The organism is Emticicia sp. GW821-FHT11C11, from assembly GCF_058808615.1.
In genome coordinates this window covers 129,727-150,720 of sequence record NZ_JBXARV010000004.1, presented here as the reverse complement: position 1 = coordinate 150,720, position 20,994 = coordinate 129,727, and the positions used below count along the sequence as shown (strand labels likewise).

The 20,994-nt window shown below is 41.3% G+C and carries 19 protein-coding genes; 10 read left to right on the top strand and 9 right to left on the bottom strand.

The features are described 5' to 3' along the window. Positions 1–12: 12 nt before the first annotated feature. From AC1RRY_RS20445 to AC1RRY_RS20425, 5 genes are all read right to left on the bottom strand, one after another. Positions 13–777, bottom strand: a complete 765-nt coding sequence (locus tag AC1RRY_RS20445; protein WP_492823571.1) for a class I SAM-dependent methyltransferase — start codon at positions 775–777, stop codon at positions 13–15. Further along, the gene (locus AC1RRY_RS20440) at positions 764–1,666 is read right to left on the bottom strand and encodes a glycosyltransferase family 2 protein (protein WP_492823573.1); all 903 of its coding nucleotides are present in this window, start codon (positions 1,664–1,666) and stop codon (positions 764–766) included. Before AC1RRY_RS20440 ends, AC1RRY_RS20445 begins: the two co-directional genes overlap by 14 nt. A gap of 9 nt (positions 1,667–1,675) precedes the next feature. Then, positions 1,676–2,779, bottom strand: coding sequence for a DegT/DnrJ/EryC1/StrS family aminotransferase (locus tag AC1RRY_RS20435; protein WP_492823575.1), 1,104 nt, complete (start codon positions 2,777–2,779; stop codon positions 1,676–1,678). A 21-nt stretch (positions 2,780–2,800) separates the two neighbouring features. Continuing rightward, entirely contained in the window at positions 2,801–5,710 is a 2,910-nt protein-coding gene (locus AC1RRY_RS20430; protein ID WP_492823577.1) for a PD-(D/E)XK nuclease family protein, read from the bottom strand. A 173-nt stretch (positions 5,711–5,883) separates the two neighbouring features. Beyond that, entirely contained in the window at positions 5,884–7,206 is a 1,323-nt protein-coding gene (locus AC1RRY_RS20425) for a cryptochrome/photolyase family protein (RefSeq protein WP_492823579.1), read from the bottom strand. A 119-nt stretch (positions 7,207–7,325) separates the two neighbouring features. Here AC1RRY_RS20425 and AC1RRY_RS20420 point away from each other — a divergent pair, with 119 nt between their 5' ends. From AC1RRY_RS20420 to AC1RRY_RS20395, 6 genes are all read left to right on the top strand, one after another. Then, positions 7,326–8,108 carry a LolA-like protein gene (locus tag AC1RRY_RS20420; protein WP_492823581.1) on the top strand — a complete coding sequence of 261 codons (783 nt, stop codon included), beginning with the start codon at positions 7,326–7,328 and terminating at the stop codon, positions 8,106–8,108. Positions 8,109–8,294: 186 nt separating this feature from the next. Further along, entirely contained in the window at positions 8,295–9,539 is a 1,245-nt protein-coding gene (locus tag AC1RRY_RS20415) for an exo-beta-N-acetylmuramidase NamZ family protein (protein ID WP_492823583.1), read from the top strand. 109 nt (positions 9,540–9,648) lie between these two features. Further along, the gene (locus tag AC1RRY_RS20410) at positions 9,649–10,110 is read left to right on the top strand and encodes an META domain-containing protein (protein ID WP_492823585.1); all 462 of its coding nucleotides are present in this window, start codon (positions 9,649–9,651) and stop codon (positions 10,108–10,110) included. 158 nt (positions 10,111–10,268) lie between these two features. Further along, a complete protein-coding gene (locus tag AC1RRY_RS20405) occupies positions 10,269–11,411 on the top strand; it encodes a 5-(carboxyamino)imidazole ribonucleotide synthase (protein ID WP_492823587.1) in 1,143 nt (380 codons plus the stop codon). Positions 11,412–11,448: 37 nt separating this feature from the next. Beyond that, the gene (gene purE / locus AC1RRY_RS20400) at positions 11,449–11,934 is read left to right on the top strand and encodes a 5-(carboxyamino)imidazole ribonucleotide mutase (protein ID WP_492823589.1); all 486 of its coding nucleotides are present in this window, start codon (positions 11,449–11,451) and stop codon (positions 11,932–11,934) included. A 130-nt stretch (positions 11,935–12,064) separates the two neighbouring features. After that, the gene (locus AC1RRY_RS20395; protein WP_492823591.1) at positions 12,065–12,775 is read left to right on the top strand and encodes a LysM peptidoglycan-binding domain-containing protein; all 711 of its coding nucleotides are present in this window, start codon (positions 12,065–12,067) and stop codon (positions 12,773–12,775) included. Positions 12,776–12,857: 82 nt separating this feature from the next. Here AC1RRY_RS20395 and AC1RRY_RS20390 read toward each other — a convergent pair whose 3' ends face one another. The 3 genes from AC1RRY_RS20390 to AC1RRY_RS20380 all read right to left on the bottom strand — a co-directional run bounded on the left by AC1RRY_RS20390 (position 12,858) and on the right by AC1RRY_RS20380 (position 15,270). Further along, on the bottom strand, positions 12,858–13,115 hold the full coding sequence (locus tag AC1RRY_RS20390; RefSeq protein WP_492823593.1) for a hypothetical protein: 258 nt from the start codon (positions 13,113–13,115) through the stop codon (positions 12,858–12,860). A gap of 25 nt (positions 13,116–13,140) precedes the next feature. Then, a complete protein-coding gene (locus AC1RRY_RS20385) occupies positions 13,141–13,956 on the bottom strand; it encodes a lipoprotein signal peptidase (RefSeq protein ID WP_492823595.1) in 816 nt (271 codons plus the stop codon). Between the two features lie 111 nt (positions 13,957–14,067). After that, complete coding sequence (locus AC1RRY_RS20380) at positions 14,068–15,270, bottom strand: proline dehydrogenase family protein (protein WP_492823597.1); 1,203 nt, start codon at positions 15,268–15,270, stop codon at positions 14,068–14,070. Between the two features lie 259 nt (positions 15,271–15,529). On the opposite strand from AC1RRY_RS20380, the gene AC1RRY_RS20375 reads away from it, so the two are divergent. Next, complete coding sequence (locus AC1RRY_RS20375; RefSeq protein WP_492823599.1) at positions 15,530–16,624, top strand: chorismate mutase; 1,095 nt, start codon at positions 15,530–15,532, stop codon at positions 16,622–16,624. Between the two features lie 74 nt (positions 16,625–16,698). Here AC1RRY_RS20375 and AC1RRY_RS20370 read toward each other — a convergent pair whose 3' ends face one another. After that, positions 16,699–17,052 carry a hypothetical protein gene (locus AC1RRY_RS20370; RefSeq protein ID WP_492823601.1) on the bottom strand — a complete coding sequence of 118 codons (354 nt, stop codon included), beginning with the start codon at positions 17,050–17,052 and terminating at the stop codon, positions 16,699–16,701. A 194-nt stretch (positions 17,053–17,246) separates the two neighbouring features. Between AC1RRY_RS20370 and AC1RRY_RS20365 the strand changes: the two genes are divergently transcribed. The 3 genes from AC1RRY_RS20365 (at position 17,247) to AC1RRY_RS20355 (ending at position 20,963) form a co-directional block, all read left to right on the top strand. Further along, on the top strand, positions 17,247–18,023 hold the full coding sequence (locus tag AC1RRY_RS20365; protein WP_492823603.1) for a class I SAM-dependent methyltransferase: 777 nt from the start codon (positions 17,247–17,249) through the stop codon (positions 18,021–18,023). A gap of 43 nt (positions 18,024–18,066) precedes the next feature. Continuing rightward, entirely contained in the window at positions 18,067–19,191 is a 1,125-nt protein-coding gene (hemW, locus tag AC1RRY_RS20360; protein ID WP_492823605.1) for a radical SAM family heme chaperone HemW, read from the top strand. Positions 19,192–19,352: 161 nt separating this feature from the next. Further along, positions 19,353–20,963: a Na+/H+ antiporter gene (locus AC1RRY_RS20355; protein WP_492823607.1), complete on the top strand. Its 1,611-nt coding sequence runs from the start codon at positions 19,353–19,355 to the stop codon at positions 20,961–20,963. The last annotated feature ends 31 nt before the right edge of the window (positions 20,964–20,994 follow it).

Sequence of the window (20,994 nt, the reverse complement as noted above, 5' to 3'; positions counted from 1 at the left end):
GGAAAGAGGCCTTTATTTTTTTGCGTACACCATAAAGAGTGAGCTGCCGAAAAAACCCTTTCTGAATATCTTTTCTTCCGCCTTGACAATTGCATATAAAATTTTATTTACAGAATCTCCCGGTACATGCACATCTGACGTAACCTTAGTTTTGTCAATCAGGTTCAATTTTAACTGTAATTGCTGAAGTAAGCGAACCGACAAAATAAGCGGCGATAAAAAAATACTCCAGTATGAATGATGAACAATTCTGAGATTAGTGTGGAGCAGATATTTTTCAAAATCTGATTTTGTAAATCGCTTCAACCCTCCTACCGCAATGTCGTGCGTTCCATAAAAAATATTGAAGGCATTATTGTTTGAAATCAGAATGCCATCAGGTTCTAATTTTCTTTCTAAATTTTTTAGAGCATTTATAATGAGCACGTCTTCAAACTGGTAAAGCACATCATTGTTGATGATGACATCAAAAGCAAAATCCGGATACTCACTATCAAAACTGGTTAGGTCAATTTTTTGAACTTTCAATTTTCGCTCTTTACAAAAACTAACGGCATCTTCTGAAAAATCAAAACCTTCAATATTGCCGTACCCCTGTTCAATCAGAAATTTCATCAGTCCACCTGTACCACAGCCCGCATCAAGAATTCTGATTTTTTTCTGGTCGCCAAATTTTTCGATAATCTCTTTCAGAATTTTTTCGTGCAGGATTCTGTACCACCAAAGTTTTTCTTCGGCTTCATACATCATCTGATATTCCTGCCTACTGCTTAGCATTGATCGAATTATATTTTTCTACAAATTGCGGGGTGCCATTCTGAGTCAGCAATAATTTACCGACATATTCACCAATGATACTTAACGAACTTAGTTGAATGCCTCCAAAGAAAATGAACATGGCCGGTTGCCATTCAGAAATAAATTGAAAGAAATATAAAATAAGAAGAAAGAGCGAAGTAAAAATTAACAAAAGCCCCGTTGCCATCACTAACCGGATAGGCAGATTTGAGTAGCCGAAGATGATAATCATAAAAAGCCGGATCAGTTTCTTGATAGTGTAATTCGACTTTCCATCAATCCTGTCGTTATGCTCAACCTCTACAGCACTTACATGATTGGTGGCTCTGAAAATCAATGCATCAATATAAGGATACGGACCTGTATACTTTACCACTTCTGCTATGAGTTCTTTACTCATCAATTTAAAACTTGATAAGTAAAGCTCTTGCGGTTTGTGAATCAACCAGGTGGTAATCCGGTTAACAACCCAGCTTCCCAGGTTCCTGACAAAATGATGTTTCTTGGAAGCATAGTAACTATAGACAACATCATAATCTCCGTCTTGTGCTTCTTGAAGAAGCTTCCTGATTTCTGATGGTGGGTTCTGAAAATCATCATCAATGATTACAGTATAATTTCCACTTGCATAACGAAGTCCGCACATCACGGCATTGAACTCTCCGAAGTTTTTTCGCAGAGAAATAAACTGTACATTTTTATACGTATTCAGTAATTGCATGCAGACCTTCTCCGAGTTATCAGGACTACCATCGTTAACCAATACTACTTCGAATTCAATATTGCTCAATTCGTCATGTAGCTTTTCCACGAGTTTAGAAATCGTTTTTTCTCCTCTATACACGGGTATAACTACTGACAATAGCATAAGACAATTTTAATATAGGTTGATTACTTCAATAATATAACTCACTTCTTCTTTCGTGAGTGTCTGGTTCATGGGCAGACTAACTACCTCATTATGAATTAGTTCTGAAATCGGATATGAATGATTTGCCCATTCTTTATAAGCCTTTTGCTTATGTGGTGCAACCGGATAGTGCAGGTCGGTTCCTATCTTATTAGCTTTCAGATAGTTTCTGAACTCTTCTCTGTTTTGTACCCGAACCACAAACAAATGCCAGATATCACTATCGACAGTTGCTGAAAACGGAAGTACTACTTTCGGGTTTCTAATTTCTGTTAAATATCTCCGGGCAATTTTCTGACGAACTACATTCACTTCATCCAGAGATGGAAGTTTCAGATTAAGGATAGCTGCCTGCATTTCATCCAAACGGCTATTGATTCCTTTGTCATCAAAAATATATTTCTCGGCAGACCCATAATTACGTAAAGCCCAAAGTTTGCTAGCCAGATGATTGTCATTAGTAGTAATAGCGCCGGCATCACCCATAGCTCCCAGATTTTTTGTAGGATAGAAACTAAAAGCAGCACCATCAGACAAATTTCCGGCTTTCTTGTTGAAGTATGTTGCACCGTGTGCCTGAGCCGCATCTTCAAAAACTTTCAGATTGTATTTTTCCGCTATTTCATTAATCGGGTTCATTTCACAGCACTTACCATAAAGATGCACTGTCAGAATCGCCCGCGTTTTATCCGTAATTTTTTCCTCTATTTTTTGTGGGTCAATCAGGTAAGTATTTAGGTCGGGCTCAACTAAAACCGGTGTAAGGCCTGCTAAGGAAACAGACAAAATGCTTGCTATATAGGTATTAGAAGGCACCAAAATCTCTGAGCCTTTCGGAAAATCAGCCGCCATCAACAACAGTTCGAGTGCTTCGAGTCCATTTGCTACGCCGATACAATGCTTTGCACCACAATAATCAGCAAAAGATTTTTCAAATTCCTTAACTTCTTCTCCTAAAATATACCAGCCCGAAGAAACTTTTTTTGCTAAAACTTCACTAATCGATTTTTCAAAAGGTTCGTTTATAAGTTTTAAGTCCAGGAAAGGAATGATGTTTGTACGTATATTCAATGTATTTAAAAATTGTGAATGCTATCTTCCACAAATCCCTTTAAAATCACATCTTTCACAAATAATCAAATCATTTGTTTGCATAAAAGGGACATCCGGATTCAACATTTCTTTAATTAAATCGGCAAGAATCTGCTCTGATTTTTCTATAAAACCAAAGATAGTTGGGTTATCATTAAAACTCAAATTTACTTCTAAATTTTCTTTCATATTTCTGAAAGAGTAAATTTTTGCCTTCACATCATGGTCTTCCAGCTTCTCACCACCCATCGAAAATGACTTGTCGGCTGTCATATTCTTCAGCATGAGATATTGATAAAGCCACAGTTGTCGTAGTTTTTCTTTGTCAGGATCAACCAGGGCTTCCTCCAGCGTCTGTTCTCTTCCTTTTTCCAGTTCTTTTTTGAGAACCTTACCCGTTTTGTAATCAACCACTCTGATTGTACTTCCTGATTTTTCTATCCTGTCAACGCGCCCCGCAATTTTTACCGTTTGTACTTTTTCAAGATTCTGCACATTAAAAGAGGCTACGATTTTCGTTTCCGTTTCCAGAATTTTATATGGAAAAACCTGCGTTTCTTTCTGTTGTGTAAAGAAATCAACCAGCAATTGTTCGGCTACGTGTTTGAACAGATAATTCATGCCGGAGTCAATTACATAGCCGCCTAATGTTTCCTTATAGGCAGTCTCGAGCCGCTCAGGAACCTCACTTATAATTAAATCTATCCGTTCTCTGGTAATTTCCGGGCCGTGTTCCTGATCTATTTTCTCGAGCGTATTGTGTAACCAGGTACCAAAAATATCGGCTTTGAAGTTTTCATCAACCTCTTCACGTTTCGATATACCAGCCACTTTGTTAAAGTAGAATTTCAGACTGCAATGCAGGTACTCGTTCAGGTTTGTGGGATAAATACCGTTGTCTGACAAAAGCTTACTTATGCTTTCTAAGACGGTCGTACTCTTCTGCACTTCAATTCTATTAACTATCTCACTATCAGCATTTTTATTGTATGCTATTTTCGGATACGAAATCTTGATATGCTTATTTATTTTTGCCAGTTCATTTTCTATCTGCAGAATAAACCGGCTTTTCTCGGTGCCACCTCCGTTCAGGCCCTCGCCTGTTGGAATCACATATAGCAGATCAATATCTTTGGCTCTTTGCAGTAGTCTGAAAAAGTGATAGGCCATGATGGCATTCTGGTCTGATTGCACGGGCAAACCAAAATAGACGGCGGCGTCGAACGGAACAAGAGAATTGAGATGCTTGTTACCCGGAAGTACTCCCTCGTTGACCGACAGGAAAATAACCCGTTCGAAATCAAGGCAGCGGGTTTCAAGCATACCCATAATCTGCAGGTTGGCCACAGGCTCTCCACTGAATGGAATTTTCTCCTGCCTGATCAATTCATATAGAAAATGCTTGAAACTCTTAAGATTCAAGAGCTTATTAGAAAATAGTATTTTTTCAAGACGATTCAGAATCGTCAGAAATAAATACAGGTATTCGGTTTCAATGGCATCCTTCGAATCCTGATATACACCCCGCAGTTCATCAATCAAATCATAAAAGGCGAGCAGCGCTTTTTTCGGGTCATTAGCCCATCGGCTGAATAGAATCCGGAACAGTTTATCGCCTTTCCCGAATTCAAGCATTTCTTTATCACTCAGGTATACAATGTTGCCAAGAATTATCTCTTTGAGCGTGCTAGAAAAAACATTCTGTTTTCCTGCATCCGCATAATTCATCTGCTCGTATTTTCTGCAGAAAGGGTGATTCAACACTTTAAAAATATGCCTGTGGCTATACTTGGGTACCCAGACTGTTTCTCCACCCTTGCTTTTAAACTCAACTACATTCTGTTGCAGTTCAAAAATTGAATCAATCAGGGTATATAGCATCGAACCTCTTAATGACAAACCCATTGTTATATTAAAATCTGTAACAATGTTGTCGAGCGAATACATTAGCGGCGACAAAAGGTTTTCATCACAAAGCACAATTGCCGTTGAAACGTTGGGATTTATAGCCAGTGCATCAGCATAAATGGCTCCTGCAATTTTGGCTTGCAAAGTAGCATTCTCAACACCTATAATCCGGATATTCTTCTCGTCGCCTAGCAAATGGTTATGCTGCCAGTTCCATTCACCAAAAACCTTGTTTTTTTTGTATCGTCTCAGCAGATTCCCACCTTTCTGGTTGTATTCAGGATTCATAAAATACTCATCCGAATCCCACAGCATTTCGGCTATACCTGCCTTTACCAGTTTTTCGATTACTATTTCTTCCGATCGGCTGAAAGCATTGAAACCAATAAAATAGAATTTTTCAAAGATTCTGCTTTCTAACAAAAGGGTTTCGACATCCTCGGCCAGCAAGCGGTACGACATCCCTCTATATGCCAACCCTTTCAGTCTCAGCTCCCTTTGCAAATCATTATATACATTATAAATGTTTTCAAAAAGTCTGAAATATTTGCCAAGCGCCTCAGTGGGTTCAATTCCGGGCTTTTTTAATTCCTCTAGTTCAATATTCCAGCGCTTTAAGGTTTCTGCAGCACTTATGTAATCAAATAATGCCTTGGGGTTGTCAATCAGATATTGGTCTATGGTATCAAAGTCGCGAAGCAACGTGGGTGCCCAGGAGATGAAACGGTCGAAATCTACACTGGCATCATACGTGCGGAATATCTCATACAACTCAAACAACAGGCTAACAGAATCAATCTGCTTGAAGCCCGACATCTGAGAAACGAAGTCGTCAATGGCAAATACCTGTGGCGATAAAAACGGAATGGCTGAGAGTTGCCCGAGGTGACGCTTAAAAAAGAAAACAGACCGTCGATTGGGCAATACGATGCATACATTTTTTAGCTGTGCCAAAGAATGTCTTTCAAATACGTATCGCGCCGACTTTTCGAGAAATACCATTGAGGTTACAGTCAATAAGGGTATGGGAACTTCTGATTAGTGTTAATAGAAGAAACAAATACTACTGCAAAACTAACTATTATCTGCCGGATTTATTATAATAAAAATGGCCATACCTCATGATTTTATTTACCCGACAAAACCATGAAAACAGAATAAACAATGAACGGGTATCAGACCTGTCTGTTGTTCAAAGCCTTTTTGTAGGTGTTAATGGCGCGTTCACGGGCAAAGGCGTGCTCTACAATGGGCTGTGGGTATTGGTTGCTGCTAAGCTCGGGGACCCATCTTTTTATATAAGTCCTATCCGGATCAAATCTGGCGATTTGTGCAGTGGGATTAAATATCCTGAAATACGGTGCCGCGTCACAACCGCTACCTGCCGCCCATTGCCAGCCACCATTATTAGCCGCGAAATCGAAATCCAATAATTTTTCTGCAAAATAAGCTTCTCCCCAGCGCCAGTCAATCAGCAGGTGTTTGACCAGAAAACCTGCCGTTATCATCCGGACCCGGTTATGCATAAAGCCTATTTCATTCAGTTCACGCATGCCAGCGTCTACAATCGGATAGCCTGTTTTACCCTCACACCAGCGTATAAACTCTTCCTCATTATTACGCCATACTATGTTTTCATATTCCTTTTTAAAGGCAAGTCCATCATTGATATATGGAAAATGAAACAGAATGCCCGTATAAAATTCCCGCCAGATCAGTTCGTTCAACCAAACCTGATTCAGTTGCATTGCTTTTCTGACTAATTTTCTGATGCTGAGCGTTCCGAATCTCAGATGCACACTCAGGCGACTGGTTCCATTGATGGCCGGGTAATTCCTTAATTCGTCATATCTTTCAATTAAATCATTGGCCGCCTCTTTACCGGGAAACTCGCGGCCTGTCTTACTAAAGCCTAAATCTTTCAATGAGAGCAGTAGCTGCGGGTCTGTTTGATAAAAATGATGAAAGTACTTTTCAGTCGGATAACTTTGTAAGTAAAAATCGCTGAGGGTTTCTTTCCATTTCCTGCTGTAGGGTGTAAACACCGTGTAGGGCAATTTACCTCCGGTCAGAACTTCGCTTTTCTCAAAGATTACCTGGTCCTTATAGGTATAAAAACCAATGCCCTTAGAATTGAGCAACTCTCCTACCATCCGGTCTCTTTCTATGGCATATTTTTCATAGTCATGATTGGTATGCACTTCTGCCACTTCATATTGCTCAAGCAGCTCTTTCCATACATCCAAAGGCCTACCGTGCTTTACCAGAATACCCGAGCCCAATGGTGCCAGATGGTTGTTCAGGTCAACTAATGCATTATGAATGAACTCCACACGGGCATCACATTTATCAGAAAGCCCATCCAGAATATTCGTATCAAAAATAAAAACGGGTAGCACAGGGTAGCCGCTTCTGAGTGCGTAATAGAGCCCTGCGTTATCATCCAGTCTTAAATCTCTTCTCAACCAATATATACACACCCTTTGTTTTATCTCCATTTATAGTGGTTTTATCTTCGCTATCTTTTTTTTAATCGAAATGTTGAAATAAAAACTTTACTTTTGGTTTAATTGTTCGTCTAATCTAAAATCAATAGTTTATTAACTTATATACAACAATGAAAAGAATATTTGTTAGCCTTTTCTCATTTGTGGCTCTGGGGAGTTTTGCACAAACCACCCCTACTGCTGATGCCATTATTGACAAGTACATTGCGGCCATTGGTGGTAAAGATGCCATTGCGAAAATTCAGGACATCACCATCAGCACTACCAGCGAAAGCCAGAGAGGTACATCAGAAACCGAAATTAAGTACAAGTTTCCGGATAAATATGCTTCGAGCATGTATTTTAACGGAAATGCTGGAATGACAACCGTTTTTGATGGAAAGACTTTTAAAAGCAGTGGCGGATTCGGTGGTCGCGGCGGCGGCGGTAATGGTGCCGGAGGTAACGCCGGCGGTGGAAATGGAGGTAACGGTGGGAACCGTCCACAACCGGAAGGCAATTCAGCTAAAATACAAGCCATGCGCAATAACCCTTTCTTTGAATTAATGTATGCTGATCTTGGCATCACAAAAGCCGTAACAGGTACTGAGAAAGTGGGTGGCAAAGATGCCTACATAGTAGAACTGACTGCTCCGGACGGCAGAAAATGGACAGATTACTTTGATGTGGCTTCGGGTTTGAAAGTAAAGAGTTATACTACGAACGAAACACCGAGAGGGAAATTTGAAAGCATTGTTACTTACGACAACTACAAGAAGTTTAAGGGAACAGAGGTATTGATACCGGCAACAACCAAAAGAACAGCTGGGCAAATGGGCGAAATTGTGTCGGAAATACAATCGGTAAAAGTAAACAAAGGTTTGAAAGATTCTGAATTTGTTATCAAAGAATAACAAACTCTTTCTGAAATAATCAGCGGGCAGTCGGTAATTTATCGACTGCCTTTTTTTGTGACTATGTGGCAGATACAGCATCTTCCCGGAAAATTCTATCTTATTTTTTCATAAAATCCGTTACATTTTCGTTTATTCGCAAATGAATCATTCATTAAAAACACCGGGTTTATACGCATACAGCACATGAAAAGAACTTTGTTTATATTAACTATTCCTGTTCAACTGATAATCATCTGTCTTATTCCGGTAAGGCATTCTATTTTTGATTCTTTTCAGTCAGCTTCTGTAACCGGCAAACCCAAAGAAATCATTACCGGAGCCGATCAGCTTTCTGCTTATGTGCCTTATCTGAAAGGCAAAAGAGTGGGCATGGTTATTAACATGACATCTATTATCGGCAAAAAGCCGAGTGTAGACACGCTGTTAGCATTAGGTGTAAAGGTTGTCAAGATCTTCGGGCCCGAGCACGGATTCAGGGGCAATGCCAGCAATGGTGCCAAAGTAGCTGATAATGTTGATGAAAAAACGGGGATTCCTATTATTTCTCTCTATGGCAAAAACAAAAAGCCTTCGAAAGAGCATCTGGCAGATGTTGACGTACTGGTATTTGATATTCAGGATGTAGGCGCACGCTTCTATACTTATATAAATACGCTCACGCATGTGATGGAATCCTGTGCTGAAAATGGAAAAGAACTGGTGATTCTCGACAGACCTAATCCGAACGGTTATTGTGTAGACGGCCCGATGCTTGAAGACCACCTGCACTCTGGTATCGGTATGCATCACATTCCGATTACACATGGCATGACCATGGGAGAATTTGCGCAGATGGCGAACGGAGAAGGCTGGCTTCCCAACAAAATACAGTGCCGCCTGAAGATTATAAAAGTGGCCAATTATACCCATGATATGTCGTATGCACTGCCTGTGTTTCCTTCACCTAATCTCAATTCGCAGCAATCCATATTGTTGTATCCGAGTATATGCCTGTTTGAAGGAACTATACTGAGCCAGGGCAGAGGAACCTACATTCCGTTTACGGTTCTGGGTGCACCGGCTTTGAAGGGTAAATATGATTTTCATTTCCGCCCGGTGAGTATACCGGGTATGAGCGAAACACCGCTGCATCAGAACGAAGAATGCTACGGACTAGATCTGAGAAACTATGATACGGCAGAACTGAAAAAGACCGGCCGCGTGAATCTGAAATGGCTGATAGAATTGTATAACGCTTACCCTTACAAAGAGAAGTTTTTTGACATGAGCCAGAGCAAACAAATGAATAGCTTTGACAAACTGGCCGGAACAGAGAATCTGAAAAAACAGATAATTGAGGGTAAGTCAGAAGAAGAAATACGCAAAAGCTGGGAGCCGGGTCTGACAGCCTACAAAACCATGCGGAAGAAATACCTGCTGTATCCTTGATGCACATGTGAAATAAGTAAAAACTTTAGACCTGTTTTAAACTTACTACAGGAGAGTCTTGTCCAAGATTACAAAAAGAAATCATTAGAAATTAAAACATTCCAAAGCTATGAAAAACATAATCATTGCCATTTGCGTATCGGGTCTTATTGTAGCAGGTTGTGTATCCGCTCGCCCTACAGGCAGCACACCTCAAAAAACGACAGAGGCACTTAATGCGCCACTTAAATTGAACGGTAGCTGGGAACTGGCCGACATACCCGGCGCCCGGGTGTCAATGGCAGGGCTATATCCTGAAAAAAAACCTACACTGAATTTCGACATCAACGATAACAAATTTTCAGGCAATACCAGTTGCAACAGCTTCAGCGGTCTTTTGGTAGTATATGGCAACAAAATCACTTTCAATAAATCGATGGCTATTACCAAAATGGCTTGTCAGGGCGAAGGTGAGTCTACTTTTCTTGAAACATTGAAAAAAGTGGATTCATACACTATTAATGCCAATAATTCGCTTAGCCTGAATGCCGGAGGTGCAGAAGTGCTAAGAATGGCCAAGCCGGTCAGATAATTATTGGTTGTGTTAGCATATCGGGGTTAAGTAAGGTTAAAATCTCATAACCTTACTTAACCCTAATTTCATTTTATGGGCAGGTATCACAAGAAAGATACTTGAATTTGATACACATCCTATTATTTCTTCGCTTATCTTTGCAAAAAAACTTCTTAGTGAGATTCGACAACAGAAAAAAACTGGGTATACTTGGCGGTGGGCAATTAGGACGGATGATTATTCAGGCCGCCATTGATTTCGACTTCACCATCAAAACACTTGACCCGGATAGTGATGCCCCATGCAAATACATCTCTCATGAGTTCGTCAACGGCTCACTCAACGATTATGATACAGTGATGGCTTTTGCACAGGATTGTGACATCGTTACCATTGAGATTGAGAATGTAAATATTGAAGCCCTCGAAGCACTTGAAAAACAGGGTAAAGCGGTTTTCCCGCAACCTTCGGTGTTGCGTATCATACAAGACAAACGCGTACAGAAACAATTCTATAGAGATAATCATTTACCTACGGCAGATTTTATTCTGACAGAAGATAAAACCGACACCGCTACTCATGCCGATTTCCTGCCTGCAGTGCATAAACTGGGTAAGGGCGGATACGACGGCAAGGGTGTACAAGTATTGAGAACAGCCGACGATTTCTCCAAAGCTTTTGATCAACCAGGAGTGCTGGAGAAAATGATTGACTTTGAGAAAGAACTGGCCGTAATTGTTGCACGCAATGAAAACGGAGAAACCCGTACTTTTCCGGCAGTGGAGATGGTTTTTCATCCGGAAGCTAATCTGGTTGAATATCTGTTCAGTCCGGCCGATATATCATCAGAAATTGAAAAACAGGCAGAAGCAATTGCGATTCAGACAGCCAATGCGCTGGATATTATCGGCTTGCTGGCAGTAGAAATGTTTCTGACCAAAGATGGGCGGATACTTATTAATGAAGTGGCTCCGCGGCCGCATAACAGTGGGCATCAGACCATCAGGGCCAATGATGTGTCACAATTTGAGCAGCACCTGCGGGCTATACTTAACCTGCCACTGGGCAGCACACAGGCGCATGCTAAAGCTGCCATGGTGAACTTGCTGGGAGAAGAGGGTTTCTCAGGTGAGGCCGTCTATCAGGGTATGGATGAAGTATTGGCTATTGAGGGGGTACACCCTTTTCTTTACGGTAAACGCATTACCAAGCCATTCAGAAAAATGGGACACATCACTATTGTGGAGCAGGATTTTGAAAAATTAAAAGAAAAGGTCATTTTTGTAAAAGAAAAACTTAAAGTTATAACCAAAAACTAATATTTAAACTTTTAATTATTAGTCAAAACAGTAGAAAATGGTTGGTATTATCATGGGCAGTTTCTCTGACTGGAAAATTATGGCAGGGGTTGCAGAAATTTTAGACGAATTAGAGATTCCCTACGAAAAAGAGGTTGTGTCGGCACACCGTACACCGCAGAAAATGTTTGATTATGCCCTTTCGGCACGTCGTCGGGGTTTGAAGGTAATTATTGCCGGTGCCGGTGGTGCGGCTCACTTGCCGGGTATGGTAGCTTCAAGTACTACTTTACCGGTTATTGGGGTTCCGATCAAATCGAGCAATTCTATTGACGGGTGGGACTCGGTATTATCCATTCTGCAAATGCCTACAGGTGTACCGGTAGCTACTGTTGCTTTGAACGGAGCTAAAAATGCAGGTATACTGGCGGCTCAGATATTGGGCGTTGGCGACGACGAAGTAGCCAAAAGACTGAGAACTTACCGTGAAGCGCTGAAAGATCTGGTTGAAGATATGAATGAAGAATTGAAAAAAAGTATATAAGCCTGTACAATTATTTGCCCCACCCTTTGTTTATTAAAGCAGATGGATTGTATATTTATACGAAGTGATGCTTTATTACATCCGGTTGAAACCTTGTTTTCCTATAATATTAACTTAATTTCCTAATACCATGCAGTTCGAAGATCGCGAACAACGAAATGAACGTCCGAAAGAAGCCTCCAGGAATTTACCGATGGCTGTACTTCTGGTTTTGGTAAGTATCATCTGCGCTTTACTTTACATCGGTTGGAAATATATGTCGGATGATACCTCTACTGCCGATGACCTGACCGCTGCACCTGCAGACTCTGTTGCGAATTCAATAAAAATGCAATCTTCTGAGGAAGAATCGACCGCAAGCGACGAGCCTTCGGAAGAGCCCACAGCAAATGCATTGCCTGATGTTTCTGTACCTACAGTTGGTGATAAAAAAGAAACTCCGGCTACTAAAGCAGAAACTCCTGCAATAACCGAGAAACCCAAAGAAGAAAAACCCAAAGAAGAAAAAGCGAAGGTTGCCATACCGTCAGGCGGTGAAATGTATACCCATACTGTTGGTGAAGGTGAAACTTTCTTTGGAATCGCAAATCGTTTCAATGTAAAAAAAGAAACTATGAAAGCGATGAATCCGACGGTAGACGAAAGCGGCATTAAAGTAGGTGTAACCAAATTGAAAATACGCATTAAGGCGATTCATACCGTAGGCCCGGGTGATATTCTGCGTATAGTAGGCAGTAAATACAATGTTTCAGTTCCTTTAATAATGCAGGCCAATAAAAAGACAAAGAACTTTGCCGAGCGCGGCGAGAAACTCATAATACCGTATCCAACAAAAGAATAATAAAAAAAGGGCCTTACGGCCCTTTTTTGTTTGTGCTTATATCTTTTTTGACTTCAATTCCCATCAGGAATCGCTGTATCCTTTAAACCAGGAAGTTCACAACCAGAAGCGTGATTGTCAGAAATATTAGTATCCAAGCCTGAACAAGATCGGCTTTTCTGCTTCTGTGCGGCGAAACAAATTGCAGATTAAGAAACTGAAATAATAAACATATACCACCGAAAACTCCCAGTACTGTATTTCTGATGCCAGGAGAAGGTATCAGTGATGGTACAATAGTGATAACTAAAAAGCTAAGAACAATAAGCCATGTGAATGTCCGCTTAGAAAAAAGTGCCATAGTTATTTCAAAGTTTTATTTTCTGTTAACCGTTATATCTGTCTTTAAGCGACTCCTCGTTATCTTCCGGTAAGCGCTTATCGTCAGTATCCATTGTTGTTGTATCTTCTTTTATTTCTTCATCTGCCACGGCAGAAGGTCGTTTTTCTTCGTCTGAAACACCGTTTTCATCAGTATCCGTTGCTTCTTCTTCCGAAATTGCCGTTTCGCTATCATCTGTAGATCTTACCTGTCTTTCTTCATGTATAAAGAAACTCTTCTGGAAAATCAGAATGCTGATTACCCCACAAAAAATACAGGCATCGGCAAAGTTGAAAATCGGTGTGGTATTGTATTGCCCTCCGATGAACGGAATCCAGTCAGGATAATCGCCATCGAGGCCATAGGCATAAAACATATCAATTACCTGCCCGTGGAACCAGGGTGTGGGAGAATCTATCGGTGAGTTACCAAGAAAGACCCCGTAAAAAGTACTATCAATTACGTTACCTATGGCGCCCCCCAGCACGGCAGCTATAGACCAGAGCAAACCGCTATGTGCATTTCTACCTGCCAGATGTATCAGGTACCAGCAGATACCAACCATAGCAGCCAGACGGAAAACAGTAAGCATTAATTTGCCATATTCGCCCGCCAGAGTCCAGCCGAATGCCATTCCTTTGTTTTCTACGTAATGTAATTTGAAGAAACCGGGTATCAGATCTAATTCGCCATAGTTGTTGGGTAGCACATCATAGTACATCCAGAGTTTAATGGCCTGATCGGCAAGAATCAATAAAACCGTAAGCAATAAATATTTGTATGGAGATTTTCGCCCCGGAAATCCGTTATTCGTAGTCATTTATTATTGTGTTTAACGCAAAACCGATAAACTTCTTTCAAAATTTATCGGGTGAACCCAGTGCTGGAACAATAGGCCGTATCAAAGTTATTAAAAATATTTGATGCAAAACTACTCACACCCCTTTCTTCTTTGTTTTTCCTTTTTAATCAGCAGAAACTCCCGGCTGCTCTGGCCCGCAATTGAAGTATTTTCTTCTGCGCGGCGGAACAAGTAAGGCATTACTGCTTCCACCGGCCCATAAGGCACATATTTGGCAACATTATACCCTACGTTGGCCAGATTAAAAGAGATATTATCGCTCATGCCCAATAATTGTGCAAACCAGATTCGCTCATCGTTCATCTTAACGGCTTTCTCTTTCATCAGGTCGGCACATAACAAACAACTTTCTTCATTATGCGTTCCCAAACAGATGGAGAGAACATCCAGATTATCCACTGAAAAATAAACTGCTTTATTAAAATCGGTATCGGTGTCTTTTTTCGAAGCATGGATCGGGTCTTTGTATTCAAATTCGGCTGCGCGGCGTCTTTCTTTTTCAATATAAGCGCCACGTACCAATTTTGCTCCTATCCGGTAGTTTTCTTTACGGGCCAGGCTACAGGCATCTGTAAGATGCTGCAGGCTTTCCCAACGATATAACTGAAAAGTGTTATAGACAATTGTTTTACCCCCTGTGTTAAATTTCTGCATCATTATGTAGCTCAGTTCGTCTATTACATCCTGAATCCACGACTCCTCAGCATCAATAAAAATTCTGACATTGCGTTTTGCAGCATGATCACACAGTTTTTCTACCCGGTTTCGCACCCTTTGGTAAGCAATCTTTTCTTCTTCTATAAGGTCTTCAGGATGTTCTTGTACTTTTTCAAGAAGCTCTACCGAACCTATGCCTGACACTTTAAAAACCGAAAACGGAATCTCTTTTGGTTGGGCTGCTGCCTTATCAATCGTTCTGATTATCTCGTCAGTAGTTGCATCAAAGTCTTTTTCGTTGTCTTCGCCCTCTACCGAATAATCCAGGATTGTGCCCACTCTGCTTTTCGCGAGGCTATCAATCGTCTTTTGGCAGGTAGCTATGCTTTCACCGCCGCAAAACTGAGAAAATATGGTATTTTTAATCAGTAATTTTACAGGTAATCCTAATTTTATTGCGAGTTTTATAAAAAAAGTTCCTATCTTTACAACCCAGTTTTGATTCATCAACGCAAAAATCAAATATGTTTTACGAAGCTTGCTGTTTGATTGATGAGCAAAGGCAATAGAAGTATCATCGAAATTTAACGAGCGGTTTTGAATAGCCGTTTTCATTATTTCAAATATTGGTTTCTTTTAATCTTTTCAGTTTTGATGATGAATTGTACTATTTTAAGAAGTAAAGTCGTTTAAATAACGCCCCGGTTCGAAAATAGTTTGCAAATATACGCCAAAGAAAAGACATTCAACGAAACAATATCAATAATTCGGTAATATCAACGGTAGTCAGTGCTCCCATTCAGTGGCTTTTGCAAAAGATTTGATAGACTCTAGAAGCATTGAAAAAATTGACAAAACAAATTTTAAACAAGAAATGAAAGCAAATTTAGATGTACTTCCGCTTAACAGTTGGATAGATACTAATGGAAAACCCTTAATTATTGCTGGTCCGTGCAGTGCCGAGACAGAAGAACAAGTAACCGAAACCGTAACCCGTATTGCTAAAGAAGGGTATGCGCACGTGATACGTGCCGGTGTTTGGAAACCGCGTACACGTCCGGGCAGTTTTGAGGGTATGGGAGAAGCAGCATTGCCATGGTTGGCTGCTGTAAAAAAAGAAACAGGCCTGCCTGTAGCGGTAGAAGTGGCTACACCTCAGCACATCGAATTGGCTTTAAAATATGGTATTGATATTCTTTGGATCGGTGCCAGAACAACCGTAAACCCTTTCAACGTGCAAGATCTTGCCGATGCATTGAAAGGTGTGGATGTTCCTGTATTAATCAAAAACCCTGTTAACCCTGACCTGGCCCTTTGGGTTGGTGCATTTGAGCGTATTGCAGGTGCGGGTATCAAGAAAATGGCGGCTATTCACCGTGGTTTCTCTAATGCACAGGAAACTAAATACCGTAACTCGCCTATGTGGCAGCTGGCGGTTGAATTAAAAACGCTTTTCCCTCAATTGCCGATCATCGGTGACCCTAGCCACATGGCTGGTAAAAGAGCTTACTTATATGAACTGGCACAACGCGCATTGGACTTGAATTACGACGGACTTATTATTGAGTCGCACCGTAATCCTGACGATGCATGGTCTGATGCTTCTCAACAATTAACGCCGGAAGCTCTGGGCGAAATGCTTCGTGAACTGGAAGTACGTAAGGCGTCTTATGGTGAAGATTTCCAAAGTGAACTGGACAGATTACGTCAGAAAATTGATAACATCGACCGCGAACTATTAGAAGTATTGGCGGCCCGTATGGCAGTGGTTGAGAAACTGGGAGAATACAAGAGAGACAACAACGTGGCCGTGCTTCAACTGGATCGTTGGAAACAGGTGCATACCAGCCGCGCAGAACAGGCTAAGAAATTGAACCTTTACCCTGAAGTGGTTGAGGAGCTGTTCAAATTGATTCACATGGAATCAATCCGTAAACAAACAGAAGTGATGAACCAACAACCTGCCTGAGCAGACTGAAGGCGATTACTAAATAGAATTGAAGAAAGCGAAAAAGCGTCAGGTGTAAATCTGATGCTTTTTTGTTATCGGAAATACCGCCACATTTTCATTTTGAAAAATAACAACTTGGCTCTGTTGCGGGTGCGATCCAAATCTATTTCATTGATGCCGTTTGGGTTCATTAGGGCCATTGAGTTACCAACCAATATCAACGAGCGATAGTTTTTCGGTCTGGGTATATACTGCGAGAATATCGGCTGGCCTTTAATGAACATCGTGTCCTGTCTGATTTCAGCGAAAGTCCGGGTTTTCTTTTGCTGGTTATTCTTTTTACTGGAAAGCAGTGGGGAAGGGTTATAAATGCTATGCAGGCCTATCTGGGCATTTATGCTTTGACTAAGCCAGAGAAATCCAATCAACAACAAAGGTGTTTTCATTGTTCAAGATGGGTTTAGATATTTAATTAACGTTTATTAATAGCTGAAAATTTCATAAACCGGGGCTTTGATTTCACAAAGGCATAATTTTGATGTAACTTTGTAGCGGTGCTGATACCCAATGCACCTTAAACAAGAAAAGCAAACGGCCGGCGGTTATACGTCTGGCCGGATAAAAGATACCGAGCGCGTCTATGAGCAAATACGCAACAACAGAAATCACCAGTGCAGAGATACCTTCCGATAACCCGGTGCATCAGCGTTTATATTTCCCTTATACCGAGGCTGCCAAGATTATTCATGGCCGAGTGCTGGAGCTGGGCTGCGGCTGGGGACGCGGCGTAGAAACGCTGATAGAAAAATGCGACCATTATACTGGTCTTGATAAAAACGAGCCACTTATAGCGCAATTGCAGGCGCAATATCCCAAGCATACGTTCAGAACCGCCGACTTACCTCATCTGACCGCATTTCAGGATAATACGTTCGACTTCATCGTTACCTTTCAGGTAATTGAACATATACAAGACGATCATCAGTTTTTAGCAGAGGCGGCGAGAGTGCTGAAACCGGGTGGCAAAATACTGCTCACTACAGTAAACCGTCCTTATAGCCTGAGCCGGAACCCATGGCATATCAGAGAATATGATACAGCCGAATTAAGAACGCTGATGCAACAATATTTTTCAAAAGTAGAAACGCAGGGCGTGGGTGGCAATCAGAAAGTGTGGGACTACTACGAAGAAAACAAACGCTCGGTAAACAAGATTATGCGTTTCGATATTTTTGATTTGCAGCATCGGCTACCAGCCTGGATACTCAGAATACCGTATGAACTTCTGAACCGTTTCAATAGAAACAAGCTGATGAGTGAAACCGGTGGACTGGCGGCGGAAATCCGCTGGGATGACCACTATCTTTCTGACGAACCGGAAAAATGTATTGATTTCTTTTTTACAGGAACAAAATAAATACTCGGGCGGTTGATGAAACCGCCCGATTTTCATTCCAGCATTGCACTTATATATTCATATACCATTCTGCCGTAAAGCCTGCCATTACTGCGACTTCCATTTCAGTACAAACCTGAGCACGAAAACTGCAATGGCCGAAGCCATTTGTAAGGAAATTGAATTGCAGGCAGGGTATCTGAGCAATAAACGCCTGGAAACCATCTACTTTGGTGGTGGGACTCCTTCCCTATTAAGCCGACAGGAATTAGATGATATTTTCAATACTATTAAAAAGTATTTTACACTGGCCGACGATACGGAGATTACGCTGGAAGCAAACCCGGATGATATAAATAAAGACCTGCTGAAAAACTTGCAAAGTTTGGGGTTCAATCGTCTGAGTATCGGCATACAGTCGTTTAATACTGATCATTTAATAAAACTGAACCGCATACATAATGCTGCGGAGGCAGAAGAGTCAGTAAAAATGGCGCAGGACATGGGTTTTGAAAACATAACCATCGACCTGATTTATGCCATACCGAGCGATACCCATGCGATATGGAAACATGATCTGGAAAAAGCGCTTGCATTGAATGTTCCACATATATCTTCTTATTGCCTTACCATTGAAGAGAAAACAGTTTTCGGTAAGTGGTTGAAGCTCAATAAAATTCCACCTATTAACGAAGACTTCTCCTCAGAACAATTCCGGATTCTGGTAGATACCCTTGAGTCGGCCGGATATGAACAATATGAAATATCAAACTTTTGCAGAGACGGCCGGTATTCGCGCCATAACTCTTCTTACTGGAAACGACACGAGTATCTGGGTGTTGGCCCTTCGGCCCATTCTTACAACGGGGTTTCGAGGCAATATAATGTTTCCAATAATGCGGTATATCTGAAATCGATACATGCAGGTGAAATACCGGCCGACCACGAAATACTGACGAAAGAAGAACAACTGAACGACTACCTACTGACGGGGCTTCGCACCAAATGGGGTTGTGACATGGCCGAAATCAATAAACTGGTGGGTGCACAATGGCAGGTGCATAACCAGCCGGTATTTGACAAGTATCTCTCTCAAAAGCTGTTAGAACTTAATAATCAGACGATTACGATTACTAAGGAAGGAAAATTATTTGCCGACAGGATAGCCAGTGACCTTTTTCTGGTCTGAAAATCCGGTAAGTTCGATGTGTACTTTTCATGTGCATTTTCTTATATTTGTTTATTCAGCCAGACTGAGAAACGCTAAAAACATAATTATCTACATTATATACACTTGTAGATAAACCTTTCTTTGCTGAACTGTGTTCCCCCAATAACACCTTTACAAAAATGCATTATAATCTATTACTAATTTTATCGCTATTGTTTGTCATTTTCATGCTGGTCATGTTAGGGCAAAAATTCAGGATATCCTCTCCTATCTTTCTGGTACTGGCGGGCTTGTTCATCAGCTTCGTGCCCAATATTCCGCAGATTGAAGTAGACCCTGAACTCATCTTTCTTATTTTCTTACCGCCTTTGCTTTACGAGGCGGCGTGGTATACCTCCTGGAACGATTTCTGGAAATGGAAACGCCCTATTGGTCTTCTGGCTTTCGGGCTTGTGATATTTACGTCCGCCATAGTGGCCTACGCCTCTACGGCCATGATTCCGGGCTTCACGCTTGCGCTGGGCTTTTTGCTTGGGGGTATCATTTCGCCACCGGATGCCGTAGCGGCCTCGTCAGTCCTGAAAGGCATCAAGATGCCAAAACGCGTAATTACCATACTGGAAGGCGAAAGCCTGATTAATGATGCGTCCAGCTTAATAGTTTTCCGATTTGCGCTGGCTGCTATTATTACCAGTCAGTTTTCATTACAACAGGCGGTCGGTAGCTTTTTTATAGTGGCCGGTATGGGTATTGTTGTAGGGCTGGCTATTGCACATGTGGCTTATGCGGTGCATCGTTTCCTACCAACTACTCCTAGTATTGATGCCGCACTTACCCTGCTCACTCCTTACTTTATGTATATTGTTGCCGAGCAGTTCCACTTCTCGGGTGTAATGGCAGTGGTAACAGGCGGTTTGTTTTTATCATATCGCTCGCATGAAATACTAACACATGGCTCAACCAGATTGCAGACAACGGGCGTATGGTCTACACTGATTTTTGTTCTCAATGGGCTGGTGTTCATTTTGATCGGGCTGGAGCTCCCGACTATTATTAATGGTCTTGAAGGATACTCAATCATTGAAGCCATCAAATATGCGCTTATCATCAGTGCCATTACGATACTTATCAGAATAGTGTGGATATATCCGGCAGCGTTTATACCGCGGTGGTTGTTTAAGAGCATCCGCGAAAAAGAACCTAATCCGGGTTTAAAGAATCCGTTTATTATCGGTTGGGCAGGCATGCGAGGGGTTATTTCGCTGGCCTCGGCCTTATCGATACCACTTTTTCTGAATAACGGCGAGCCATTCCCACATCGTAACCTTATTTTGTTCATTACCTTCACGGTTATTCTGGTAACGCTGGTGTTTCAGGGCTTAACGCTTCCCTTAATTGTTAAATGGCTGGATGTGAAAGAAGTAGACCACGTTGCACCGGGGGAAGAACAGGAAGCAGGCATTAAACTAAGAATAATGAATGCAGCTTTGAAACAGCTGAATGAGAAGTATTCGAGCGAAATAGCCAATAACGAGTTGCTGGGTTTTCTGAAAGATGAAATTGAAAACGATATCACGATTACCAATCAAAGACTGAACTCTATGGAATGTCAGGCATGCCAGCGAAAAGAAATTGAACAATATAATGTGGTTTTGCAGGACTTATACAGCACTCAGAGAAAAGAATTATATACGCTGAGGAGAGAATTCGTTTTCAGCGATGACGAAATCCGTAAGCAGGAATTGCAACTGGATTTTGATGAGGCAAAGATAAGTACTCAGGTTCATTAATGATTCGTTTATTCTGAAAAGCATATTTCCT